General features: G+C 37.0%; 12 protein-coding genes. 7 read left to right on the forward strand and 5 right to left on the reverse strand.

Translation table 11 applies throughout. The annotated features are described in order from the left end of the window. Positions 1-168: 168 nt before the first annotated feature. Genes recR through AC1M9A_RS13155 form a run of 3 tightly spaced genes read right to left on the reverse strand, consistent with a single transcriptional unit; the run spans position 169 to position 2,319 of the window. Positions 169-765, reverse strand: a complete 597-nt coding sequence (gene recR, locus AC1M9A_RS13145; protein WP_481610374.1) for a recombination mediator RecR — start codon at positions 763-765, stop codon at positions 169-171. Positions 766-777: 12 nt separating this feature from the next. Beyond that, the gene (locus AC1M9A_RS13150; protein WP_035266548.1) at positions 778-1,107 is read right to left on the reverse strand and encodes a YbaB/EbfC family nucleoid-associated protein; all 330 of its coding nucleotides are present in this window, start codon (positions 1,105-1,107) and stop codon (positions 778-780) included. 24 nt (positions 1,108-1,131) lie between these two features. Then, positions 1,132-2,319, reverse strand: coding sequence for an O-succinylhomoserine sulfhydrylase (locus AC1M9A_RS13155; RefSeq protein ID WP_481597984.1), 1,188 nt, complete (start codon positions 2,317-2,319; stop codon positions 1,132-1,134). A 141-nt stretch (positions 2,320-2,460) separates the two neighbouring features. Here AC1M9A_RS13155 and AC1M9A_RS13160 point away from each other — a divergent pair, with 141 nt between their 5' ends. From AC1M9A_RS13160 to ppk1, 6 genes are all read left to right on the forward strand, one after another. Then, entirely contained in the window at positions 2,461-3,555 is a 1,095-nt protein-coding gene (locus AC1M9A_RS13160) for an alpha/beta fold hydrolase (RefSeq protein ID WP_092768451.1), read from the forward strand. 5 nt (positions 3,556-3,560) lie between these two features. Next, positions 3,561-4,430, forward strand: a complete 870-nt coding sequence (locus tag AC1M9A_RS13165) for an NAD(P)-dependent oxidoreductase (protein WP_481610375.1) — start codon at positions 3,561-3,563, stop codon at positions 4,428-4,430. Positions 4,431-4,513: 83 nt separating this feature from the next. Next, entirely contained in the window at positions 4,514-4,780 is a 267-nt protein-coding gene (locus AC1M9A_RS13170) for a YARHG domain-containing protein (protein ID WP_035266544.1), read from the forward strand. 29 nt (positions 4,781-4,809) lie between these two features. Then, the gene (locus AC1M9A_RS13175) at positions 4,810-5,223 is read left to right on the forward strand and encodes an HIT family protein (RefSeq protein ID WP_180028951.1); all 414 of its coding nucleotides are present in this window, start codon (positions 4,810-4,812) and stop codon (positions 5,221-5,223) included. Positions 5,224-5,441: 218 nt separating this feature from the next. Further along, a complete protein-coding gene (locus tag AC1M9A_RS13180) occupies positions 5,442-6,533 on the forward strand; it encodes a porin (protein WP_180028952.1) in 1,092 nt (363 codons plus the stop codon). A 177-nt stretch (positions 6,534-6,710) separates the two neighbouring features. Next, positions 6,711-8,777, forward strand: a complete 2,067-nt coding sequence (gene ppk1, locus AC1M9A_RS13185) for a polyphosphate kinase 1 (protein WP_481610376.1) — start codon at positions 6,711-6,713, stop codon at positions 8,775-8,777. A 10-nt stretch (positions 8,778-8,787) separates the two neighbouring features. On the opposite strand, the gene ybaK is transcribed toward ppk1, so the two are convergent. Continuing rightward, positions 8,788-9,258: a Cys-tRNA(Pro) deacylase gene (ybaK, locus tag AC1M9A_RS13190; protein WP_481610380.1), complete on the reverse strand. Its 471-nt coding sequence runs from the start codon at positions 9,256-9,258 to the stop codon at positions 8,788-8,790. Positions 9,259-9,524: 266 nt separating this feature from the next. Between ybaK and AC1M9A_RS13195 the strand changes: the two genes are divergently transcribed. Beyond that, positions 9,525-10,013, forward strand: a complete 489-nt coding sequence (locus AC1M9A_RS13195) for a lytic transglycosylase domain-containing protein (protein ID WP_481596600.1) — start codon at positions 9,525-9,527, stop codon at positions 10,011-10,013. Between the two features lie 26 nt (positions 10,014-10,039). On the opposite strand, the gene AC1M9A_RS13200 is transcribed toward AC1M9A_RS13195, so the two are convergent. Further along, complete coding sequence (locus AC1M9A_RS13200; RefSeq protein WP_180028955.1) at positions 10,040-11,392, reverse strand: MFS transporter; 1,353 nt, start codon at positions 11,390-11,392, stop codon at positions 10,040-10,042. Between the last annotated feature and the right edge of the window lie 619 nt (positions 11,393-12,011).

Below are 12,011 nucleotides of genomic sequence, written 5' to 3' on the forward strand. Positions count from 1 at the left end.
AGCTTAAATTATCAATTTTAAATATAAATTTTCAATTAAAGCGTCAAGCAAATCTATGTATACACTGTAAATAGTTATAAAACATGAAAAATTTAATATTTTTTTTGACTAAAAAACTATTCAGAAAAGTGATATTTCTCTAATCAAAAAAATAAGCACAATTTGTGCTTATTTCATTTGCATACGATTATGAACTGCTTGGCTTAAGGTGTGACTATCGACATACTCAAGCTCCCCCCCTTGTGGTACACCTTGAGCAATACGTGTCATTTTGATATTCAAATGACGTGTAGCTTCTACCAAATAATGTGCCGTAGCCTGTCCTTCAACCGTTGCATTGGTAGCGAGAATAGCCTCTGCTACCTGACCTTCAGCTAAGCGTTGAACTAATGCAGGTATGCCAACCTCTTCAGGCCCTATACCATCTAAAGGAGATAAATGCCCCCCCAATACATGATATTTGCCTCTGAAACTTCCACTTTGCTCAATTGCCATCACGTCTGCAGGAGATTCAACCACACAGAGCAAGGTATCATCTCGGTCTTGCGACAGACAAATGTCACACACCTCATTCTCAGTCAATGAGTGGCAAATAGAACATTCATGGATATGATCAGCGGCATCGCTAAGTGCTTCAGATAATGCCAAAGCACCTTGCTTATTCTTCATGATCAAATGCAACGCCATGCGCTGAGCCGATTTAGGCCCAACGCTTGGTAAAATTCGCAGTGCTTGGACGAGTTGGTCAAACCGTTCGCTGAACACTCGGCAATATCCTTAAAATAAACCTGATAAGCCAGGAGGTAATCCCATACCACTATTTGCAGACTTCATTGTTTCTTCTGAAATCGCTTCGGCTTGGCGTGCAGCATCATTCATAGCAGCTGCAATCAAATCCTCAATCATATCTGGATCGTCTTGAAGTAATTCTGGATTGATTTCAATGCGTTTTACCACATTACGGCAAGTCATTGTCACTTTTACCAAACCACCACCAGCTTCAGCATGCACTTCTTTCTGTGCAAGCTCTTCTTTCGCTTTCTTGATGTTGGACTCTACTTCCTTTTGCATGCGCTGTGCTTGTTGCATAAGCATGTTAATGTTCATTTGTATACTCCGAACAAATTTAAATTAGACTAAATCAAGACCACGTTGAATGTCTGCAATAATATCATCAACGTCTTCCAAACCTACTGAAAGACGAATTAAACCTTCTGCAATGCCAGCTGCAGCCTTCGCTTCATCAGACAATTTACCATGAGTAGTCGTTGCAGGATGAGTAATCGTTGATTTTGCATCCCCAAGATTTCCAGTAATAGAAATAAATTGAGTGTGATCAATTACTTTCCAAGCAGCTTCTCGCCCACCTTTTACCACGAATGAAACTATACCACCAAAACCTTTTTGTTGCTTTTTAGCCAAATCATGACCTACATGATCCGCTAAGCCAGCAAAGAATACTTTCTCAATTTTATCGTGCTGATGAAGCCACTCAGCAATCTTTTGTGCACTTTCAGAATGAGCCTTCATACGTAGACGAAGCGTTTCCAAACCTTTTAAGAAAACCCAAGCATTGAACGGACTCATAGAAGGCCCAGTTGTACGAACGTAGCCAAAAACTTCTTCAAGTAATTGATGACTACCTACGACAGCACCACCCAACGCACGACCTTGACCATCTAAATATTTTGTTGCTGAATACACGACAAGATCCGCACCCAGTTTTAATGGTTGTTGTAGCACTGGCGTACAGAAACTATTATCAATTGCGAGTAAGGCATCATTTTCATGCGCGATATCTGCTAATGCGCTAATATCAGCAATTTCCGATAATGGATTTGACGGAGATTCTACAAATAGTAGTTTAGTTTCTGGTTTGATCGCAGCTTTCCAAGCATCTAAATCTGTTAAATCAACAAAATTGACAGTCACACCAAACTTAGAAATGTATTTTTCAAATAAGGCCACGGTTGAACCAAATACTGCTCGAGAACATACAACATGATCACCAGCCTTTAAGAATGACATCGCCACCGCCATGATCGCAGCCATACCCGTACTTGTTGCCACTGCACGTTCAGCACCTTCCATTGCAGCCAATCTTTTTTCAAACATTGCGACTGTTGGGTTTGTAAAGCGAGAATAAATATTACCGGGCTCTTTCCCAGAGAATTTAGCTGCTGCTTCTGCTGCATTTGCATATACAAATGAAGAAGTTAGAAACATCGGTTCAGCATGCTCACCTTCAAAACTGCGCGTATGACCTGTACGAAGTGCTAATGTATCAAGTTGGTATTCAATGTCGTCTTGCTGGCTCATTGCTCTAAATCAGTCCTAAAAACTGCCTTTGTGAATAATTGCCAACATTTTGAGCGCCCAAAGCATTTAAGGTCAAGGTAAAATATATAAATATCGCTTAGACTTCGTTCAAATCACATGCTTATGAGATCTTCAACCTTCATGGAACATTTAAAAACTAACTGGCGTTCTAAACAAAGCAAGTTAAAAAATTTAGGGACACGCATTTTTTACGGTAAATCTTTGGTTTTATCTCAAGCAACGCCGTATGAAGTGATAGGTACTCATAAATCGAGTAAAATTCGATATTACGCATCTGAAAATAAAAAATATGTTGAGCCATTGGTCTTTGTCGCGCCTTTAGCGATCAAGATGGATATTTATGATCTTTATCCATACCGTTCTCTTATCAAATATTATACAGAGCAAGGTTTTGATGTGTATTTATTGGATTGGGGACACTTTAGCTATAAAGATCGCGATCTCAACTTTTTAGGTTTTATTGATGATGCAATCCCGAATTGTATCGATCAAATACGCACACACGCTAAATCTGATCAAATTTCATTACATGGCTGGAGTATGGCGGGAATATTTGTTCTGTTGTACACAGCGCTCAGACAGCCGAACCATGTAAAAAATCTAATCGTTTTAGGTAGTCCAATTGATAGCTTTGCTTCAGGTAGTATCGGAAAGCTATATGCTAAGATGAATCGCTATCTTGAAAGAACTCGTCTACTCAAACATAAAGTTTATAACGGTCGTATTCCTAAGCGCCTCATTCACTCCCCAGGTATTTTAAATGCAATTGGATTTAAAATTTTAGATCCAAAAGGTTGGTATGAAGGCCATAAACAATTATTACTGAATCTTGATGATAAAAAACTTTTGCATGAACATGCCACTTTAGGTTATTTCCTCAATCATATGATTGATTATCCTGCTGGGGTAAACCAAGATATGTTATTCAATGTCTGGTTAAGAAATCCGCTAAAAAATGGTTATATCGAACTTCAAGATAAGAAAATCGAATTAAAAAATATAGACTGCTCTCTTATGATTGGCGCGGGTTCAAGCGATCAAATGGTCACAGCTGATGCTGTTAGACCATTGACTGAATTGACAAATAGTCGTGATGTCACGTTTACTCTTATTCCTGGTGGGCATTTAGGTTTAATGTCGAGTCAAAAAAGTGCCGATCAATTTTGGCCTGAACTTGCTCACTGGTTAGCAGAGCGTTCAACACAAATAGAGTAAAGAAAATGACGACAGTTGCATTTATTGGATTAGGCGCAATGGGTTACCGTATGGCAGCTCATTTACCCAAACACTATGAATCAGTTTTGGTATGGAATCGAAATTTCGAGAAAGCCAAACAACATGCAACTGAATATCAAACACAAGCTGTATCACTTCAAGAAGCTGCCCAAGCTGATATCATTTTTAGTTGCTTACCAACGAGTCAGCAAGTCAATGAGATCATTCATCAAGTCGACATTAAATCTGGATCAATTTGGGTAGACTGTACCAGTGGCGTGCCTGATGCAGCTAAAGCACAACAAGCTTTTTTAAAATCAAAAGGTGTATATTTTCTAGATGCGCCGGTTAGCGGACAAACTATTGGTGCTGAAAATGCGACTTTAACCTTCATGGTTGGTGGTGAAAAAGCGGCTTTTGAAGCTGCATTACCAGCAATGCAAGCCATGGGTAAACTGATTAAGCATGTAGGAGACTCAGGATCTGGTTTTGCTGTGAAAGCAGTGAACAACATGCTCTTGGCTGTTCACTTATGTGCCGCTGCTGAAGGTTTTACTGCACTTAAAGCACATGGTGTGGATTTAAATGAAGCATTAGAGTGCATCAATGCTTCAAGTGGTAAAAGTGGTGTGACTGAAAATGTATTGCCTCAACGGGTATTAAATCGAAGTTTTCCAAATACTTTTGCCTTACCGTTACTGAGCAAAGACACTGGTATCGCAGTAGACCTCATTCATCAAGCAAAATTATCCGCACCTGTCATTACGCTTACTCAAAGTCTAATTGGTGCTGCTAATGCAATAGCTGAACCTAATAGTGATTTTTCGACAGCAGTTAAAATGTACGAATCATGGAGCAAAATTACCTTAGAATAAATTTTCGCCATTGAATTCACATATAAAGCCCATATAATTGAAATGTGACAATATCAAATGTCCATTTCTAAATGAGGATACTCATGAATAAGTTTTTATTAGGTTTAATTACTGCTGTATCTGTTTCAGCTGGGGTTAATGCTTTTGCCGATACTACAAAAGAGTGTGAAAAACTTAAAGATGATTACAACATCATCTATGCATCAAAAGGCTTCTGTTTTAAAGATCCAGATACTAAGGCAAAGTTCGGCAATGAAAATTGCAATACAACTAAACCTAAGTTCTCAGAAAAAGAGCAACAAAAGCTTGACTCCATTAAGCAACGTCAGAAAGAATTGAACTGTAAATAATTCAATCTAATTACATTCTGGGAATAGTTATGGCTTACGATGATCAAAATATTTTTGCAAGAATTCTACGTGGTGAACTTCCTGCAATTAAAGTGTATGAGGATGAGCAAGTTCTTGCATTTATGGACATTATGCCTCAGGCAGATGGTCATACTTTAGTCATCCCTAAATCACCTGCCGTAACTTTACTCGACTTAGATCCAAACACTGCAGCGTACACGATTCAAATCGTTCAAAAAATTGCAAAAGCGATTGAAACAGCACTAGATGCAAAAGGTATAGTGTTGATGCAGTTATCTGGTGCTGCAGCTGGGCAAACCGTGCCTCACGTTCACTTCCATCTTATTCCAAGTTCAATTCATGAACTGGGTAAACACGCAGCACAAATGGGTGATCAAGAGCGTATCAAGACTTTGGCTGAGAAGATTAAAGCTGCTTTATAACAGATCCTCATAAAAAAGGAGCTTTGGCTCCTTTTTTTTGGTTTATGCCTTTTGATTACTATAAATTGTTTCTATCCATTTTCATGATAATGAAATAAATTCTTAATATTACTGACTTATTTGTAATGAATACTTAGCACCAATAGAGAACAGTAGTTACAAAAAAACTACTGATCATGATTATTAGGACAATAAATCAGTCTTTACTGGAGCTAGAAATGAAAAAAACACTTTGTGCATTAGCAGTTGGGGCAACACTAATTACACCATCAATCGCAATGGCAGCCGACGTTAAAATTTATGGTCGTGCGCATGTTTCATTAGATTACCTTGATGATGGTAAAGATTATAATGAAGTGGGTTTATCATCTAATTCATCTCGTCTAGGCTTTAAAGTTGAACAGAAACTAGAAAATGATATGACTGTTTTTGGTCAAATTGAACAAGAAATCAACTTTGCTAGCGGTGGACAAAATTCAGGTGTTGATTTTGCAACACGTGATACATTTGTTGGCTTAAAAGGTAATTTCGGTCAAACTCGTGTCGGTCGTTTTGATAGCCCTTTTAAAATAGCACGTGGTCCAGTTAACTTTTTCGGCGATCAAGTAGGTGATTTACGTAATGTAACACGTGCTGGTGACTTACGTTTTGATGAGCGTAATGAAAATACCATCGAATATAAATCACCAAAATTCGGAAATGGGTTCAATGTATTAGCAGCACTTTCATTGCACGAAAGCAATTCTCCAGGCTTCACGGAAACAATTGTAGATAAAGATACTGGTGAAGTTATTCAAAAGAAAGGCGACTCTAAAAAGAATAAAGCTTACGATCTTGCATTGACCTATAAAGAAGGTCCTGTTGATTTCGCAGCTGCTTATGAACACTATGAAGAAGATGCGACTCGCGGCGAACGTGATGGCTTCCGTTTAGCTGGTGCTTATAAAATCACACCTGAGCTAAATATTGGTGGTTTATATCAATATATGACTCATGACAATGACGTAAAAAATCCTGATGCACAAGTCATTGGTGTTGCAGCTGATTATAAATTTGCACCAAAAACATATATCCGTGGTCAAGTGATGCACCGTGATGTAGATGCTAAAGATGCGAACGCAACACTCATTGCTTTAGGACTTGAACATCGTCTTGATAAAGCAGTTCGTGTTTACGGTAACGTCGCAACTGTGCTTAATGACAAAAACTCAAGCCTTACACCGTGGGAACAAGCACGTACAAATAATGTGAAGGGTTTCAAAGGTGAGGATGCTTTAGGTTTATCTTTAGGTTTCCGTTACGATTTCTAAGCCCTAATTGATTTAAAAAAAGCACACTTATTGTGTGCTTTTTTGATTAAAATAAAATAAATCCAATTATATATATTTATCGAATATATACCAATCAATGTAATATTACTGTCACACATCAAACGTACCATCGCTGCAAGGTCTTTCCTGACGGCTCAAAAAGCAATAATTGGTACTATGCACTCTTTTGAAAACTTTCAACACAATTCAGACACTTACATTAATCGCGAACTTTCATTATTAGAATTCCATAAACGAGTTTTAGCTCAAGCTAAAGACCCTCACCACCCCTTATTAGAGCGACTAAATTTTTTAATCATCTTTTCTCGGAATTTAGATGAGTTTTTTGAAATACGCGTTGCTGGACTTTTAAAACAGATCGAATTAAATCAAATAACTACTGCGGCTGATGCTATTCCCAATGAAATTATTTTAGAACAAATATCTAAAACAACGCATCATGCGGTTCAAGAACAATATCAGATACTTAATAACGAGCTCATTCCTCAACTTAAATCTTATGGTATCGAATTTATCCAATATCATGGAATTTTAGATAAATATACTGAATGGATTCAAAACTACTTCAGTAAATTTATTCAACCAGTAATCACGCCCATCAGTTTAGACCCTGCCCATCCTTTTCCCCGTTTAGTCAATAAGAGCCTTAATTTTATTGTCACGCTTGAAGGTAAAGATGCTTTTGGTCGTCAGATTGAGCTCGCGATCGTACCTGCACCGAGAACTTTGCCAAGGGCGGTCAAAATTCCTGATGACTTATGCGAAGGTAAGCAACATTACATCCTGTTGTCGGCTATTCTGCAACAACATATCAATGACTTATTTCCAGGAATGAAGGCGACAGGATGCTACCAATTCCGTGTTACACGCAATGCTGACTTAAATTTAGCTGACGATGTAGACGATCTGGCAGTTGCTCTTAAAGATGAACTTTCTTCGCGAAGATTTGGACGTGAAGTTCGACTTGAAATTGATCACAATTGCCCAGAAACGATTAACCAATATCTACTTGAACAATTTTCTTTAGAACCTTCACAACTCTATCGTGTTCAAGGTCCTGTAAATTTAGCTCGATTATTTTCAGATTTTGATTGTCCAGATTTGAAGTTTAAACCCTATCAACCCGTGATACCGAAGATATTGAGACAATCAAAAAGTATATTTGATGTATTAAAACAACGTGATGTCCTTTTACATCATCCTTTTGACTCATTTTCACCCGTCATCAACCTGTTAAAAGAGGCTGCAAAAGACCCTAATGTCTTGGCAATTAAGCAAACTCTTTATCGCAGCGGACCAGATTCAGAGATCGTTCAGGTCTTAGCAGAAGCAGCACGAAATGGTAAAGAAGTTACTGCGATTATTGAATTACGTGCTAGATTTGATGAAGAATCCAATATCATGGTCGCCAACCTCCTACAAGAAGCTGGAGCTGTTGTTGTGTATGGCATCGTGGGCTATAAAACTCACGCTAAAATGATTCTGGTTGTTCGTAGAGAAGCAGATCATCTGAAACGTTATGTTCATTTGGGAACTGGCAATTATCATGCTGGTAATGCAAAAATGTATACCGATTACGGTCTTCTGACCACTGATGATGACATTTGTGAAGATGTCCATAAAATCTTTCAAGAATTGACAGGTATGGGAAAAATGGCAAAGCCTAAAAAGCTGTTCCATGCACCTTTTACCTTGCATGAACAGCTTTTAAAACTCATTGCCAATGAAATCCACCATGCTAAGTCTGGTCATAAAGCGCATATTATTATCAAAGTTAACGCTTTAACTGAACCTAAATTAATCGCGGCACTTTATCAAGCGTCAAATGCAGGTGTTCAAATCGATCTGATCATTCGTTCCATCTGTTCATTAAGACCTCAAGTACGACAGTTATCAGAAAATATCCGCGTCAGATCCATTGTAGGACGTTTTTTAGAACACACACGGGTCTACTATTTTCTAGATCAAGGCAATGAGAAATTATATTGTTCAAGTGCAGACTGGATGGGACGTAATTTATTTTCAAGAGTAGAAACTTGTTTTCCGATTGAAGATAAAAAACTAAAGAAAACGATTATTAAAGATGGTCTACTGAATTATCTGAACGATAATCAACGTGCTTGGGAATTAGATCAAGAACATCAATGGAACAAGGTATGCCCACCTGATGATCAAGAAATTTTTATCGCTCAAGAATATCTAACCAATCTACGTCAAATGTAGTGATCAAACATTAAGTGTGATCCACAATGTCCTTAAATTGAGCATCTAATACTTGGGCCAATAATTGAGGATCTAATCCGATATCTAGCCCTCGTTTTCCACCACTCACGTACACCTTTTTAAGAGAACTTGCCGATTGGTGAATGACTGTATTAAGTCGCTTTTTTTGAGCAATTGGACTAATCCCACCCACTAAGTAACCGGTCAGACGCTCAGCCACTTTCGGATCAGCCATTTTAAGTTTTTTACAACTGAAAGCATTCGCCGCCTTTTTTAAATTAAGTTGATGGTCCACTGGTAAAATTGTCACAAAATAATTGACATCATCTGTCACTAGAAGTGTCTTAAAAACTTCATGTACAGATAAACCCAATTTTTGAGCTGCTTCTAAACCAAAACTTTCAGCATTAGGATCATGCTCATATTCATGAACAGAATAATCTATCTTTTTGTTTTTTAGAAATTTACAAGCTGGCGTCATGATGATTTCAGGCATTTAATAATGGCATTATTATAAGAAAATATTGAATCAATTTTAAAGTTTTTCTGATCTATTTATCTTACTCATCAATATATTGCAAAACTACAACACTCCAATTTATCTAGGGCTTGACCCCAATCACCAGCTTACTTATGATTTTTGCAAATTGAATTTGTACGGTTACTATTTTGCTTTTTTTACAACGTTTACAATCACCTCCCCCATCCTTTACTTTCCTTAAATATAGTTTAGTTCTATCATCGTGTATCGTGTTTGTCGGTTGCTCATCTTTAGGTGGTGGTTCAGTACAAAAACGCGCCGCAAAACTTTCAACAGGTATTCAAAAGGCATACTCTGTACACCCAGACACCGCAAATAGGGTTTCACCACTAATTGTGCAAAGTGCGCAACAATTTGATGTCGACCCCCTGTTAATGGCCGCTCTTATTCGACAAGAATCGAGTTATCGAAATTATGCAGTATCACCAGCAGGTGCTGTAGGTCTTACCCAAATTATCCCTAGATATTGGCAACAATCTTGTCCAGGTGACCTTTTTCAAGAAAATATTAATATACATTGTGGGACTTTTATCCTATCAAAATATAATCAATCTGCTGGTAGCTGGAAAAAAGCACTGGCCTATTACAACGTTGGACCTACTGGATACAACACAAATCGAAAAATGAAAAAACAAGGTAAACGTTATGCCAAACAGGTTAAAGAGCATCAAAAAATTTTAAAATCACATTTATAAAAAAAGCCTCTTATGAGGCTTTTATTCTACTGTGTAATTGAAGATGCGATTTTTATTTTTTCAGGAACTGTTTCAATCACTTTTGTCCTTTTAATACATAATACGGCTATTGCACCAATTACTGCTGGTATAGCAACGGCAATGAAATTCCATTTGTGCGGCAATTCCATTCCTAAAAGAATACCAATGACAATGGGGCCGACAATTGCACCTATACGCCCTACTGCTGAAGCCCAACCAATCCCAGTTGAACGTACAGCAATTGGATAAGATTGCGCTACATAGCTATATATTAAAATACTTGTACCAATTGATGCTGCACCAGCCAATGCCACAAGTAGATAAATAACCATTGGCGGCGAATTGAAACTTAATCCAAATAAAGCAAAAGCTCCAATTACAAACATCGAAATCACTACAGGTTTGAGATGAAATTTGTCTGCTAGAATTCCACCACCAATAGTACCGATGACAGCGCCAATATTTAATGAAAGTAAAAACGTTAAACTACTTCCTAAAGAATAACCTGCAGCCATCATTAACTTTGGTAACCAACTTCCTAATGCGTATGTCATTAAAAGACACATAAAAAAGCAGCACCAAAATAACAACGTCGTTGTCGCTCTATTATCAGTAAAAAGAGATTTAACCGATGCATCAGGTAGTTTAATTTCGTTTAGAACCAAATGAGTTGTAGAATTAACATTTAAATCTGCGTTGATCTTATTAATAATTCCTGAGGCAGGTTCATAATTTTTTTGTTTCACTAAAAATGTTAGTGATTCAGGCATATACTTCCATATAAACGGTAATACTAATAATGGAATTCCTGCGATAAAGAACATAATCTGCCAACCAAATTCAGGTGTAAATTTTACACCCAATAAAGCCGCCATAATTCCGCCAACTGCATAGCCACTAAACATAATCGTAACTAAGGTACTTCTCAATTTTTGTGGTGCATATTCAGAAGTTAAAGTTACTAAATTTGGCAAAACACCGCCTATACCAAGTCCAGCAATAAATCTTAAAATTCCAAATTCTGTTGGATTACTTGCGAATCCTCCTAAAAAAGTAAAACCACTGAACAAGGTTACACAAATTAAAATAACTTTTTTTCGACCAATTTTATCTGCCAACATACCAAAAAGCATCGCACCAAACATCATTCCCGCTAGCGCTGTGCTCGCTAATAACCCAGCTTGGACAGAAGTCATACCCCACTCTTGCATAAGAAGTGGCAACGTTACGCCATTAATTGCTAAATCATAACCGTCAAAAATTACGATAAATAAACACCATAATACGATTGATAAATGAAAGGGTTTAAATTTTGCATTATCAATTACAGCATTCACATTCATTGTCTGCGCTGTCATTTTTATCTCACCTCCAATTGTGAGTATTTTTAAAATAATGAACCAAGATTCATATTTTATATAAATGCAATAAATTAGGATTTTTGTCTATACAACTTTCTAGTGGACTATTCATTTAATAGATTGATTAATAATTCAATTGGCATAAAAAATCATGAAAATTCAAGTTTTAAGAGTTTTATATTTATTCTTAGTTACTAAGAATGAATTCTTATATAACCTTTCGACTGAAATCTTGATTTTTAATACTCAATCTGCAAATTAGGATTGGCATTTTATTTAATAGTCAACTTTGATGCTCTTTGTAAATAAAAATTTCATTGTAAATCATTCATTTTTTGAACCATTCATTATTGTTTATTATTTAGCTTTTCAACTAATTAGTTGGGTTGTTTTTATGATATTAGCCTTATCACTAAGGCATTTATTGTTTAGCATAAATTAACTGAATGGAGCTTCTTATTTAATTACAAGGTTTTAATTATTTTCAAATTCAATTTATATATATAAAAAAACACCCCCTTCGAATGAAGGGGGTGTTTAGAATAATGAGCTGGCGATGACTTACTCTCACATGGGTAACCCCACACTACCATCAGCGCTAAGAGGTTTCACTTCT

The sequence above is a fragment of the Acinetobacter sp. ANC_7634 genome, from assembly GCF_056779875.1.

Coding starts and splice junctions, on each gene's coding strand:
- AC1M9A_RS13170 (WP_035266544.1), top strand. CDS start 4,514: ATGAATAAGTTTTTATTAGGTTTAATTACTGCTGTATCTGTTTCAGCT.
- AC1M9A_RS13200 (WP_180028955.1), bottom strand. CDS start 11,392: ATGACAGCGCAGACAATGAATGTGAATGCTGTAATTGATAATGCAAAA.
- AC1M9A_RS13175 (WP_180028951.1), top strand. CDS start 4,810: ATGGCTTACGATGATCAAAATATTTTTGCAAGAATTCTACGTGGTGAA.
- AC1M9A_RS13165 (WP_481610375.1), top strand. CDS start 3,561: ATGACGACAGTTGCATTTATTGGATTAGGCGCAATGGGTTACCGTATG.
- ybaK (WP_481610380.1), bottom strand. CDS start 9,258: ATGACGCCAGCTTGTAAATTTCTAAAAAACAAAAAGATAGATTATTCT.
- AC1M9A_RS13150 (WP_035266548.1), bottom strand. CDS start 1,107: ATGAACATTAACATGCTTATGCAACAAGCACAGCGCATGCAAAAGGAA.
- ppk1 (WP_481610376.1), top strand. CDS start 6,711: ATGCACTCTTTTGAAAACTTTCAACACAATTCAGACACTTACATTAAT.
- AC1M9A_RS13155 (WP_481597984.1), bottom strand. CDS start 2,319: ATGAGCCAGCAAGACGACATTGAATACCAACTTGATACATTAGCACTT.
- AC1M9A_RS13180 (WP_180028952.1), top strand. CDS start 5,442: ATGAAAAAAACACTTTGTGCATTAGCAGTTGGGGCAACACTAATTACA.
- AC1M9A_RS13160 (WP_092768451.1), top strand. CDS start 2,461: ATGGAACATTTAAAAACTAACTGGCGTTCTAAACAAAGCAAGTTAAAA.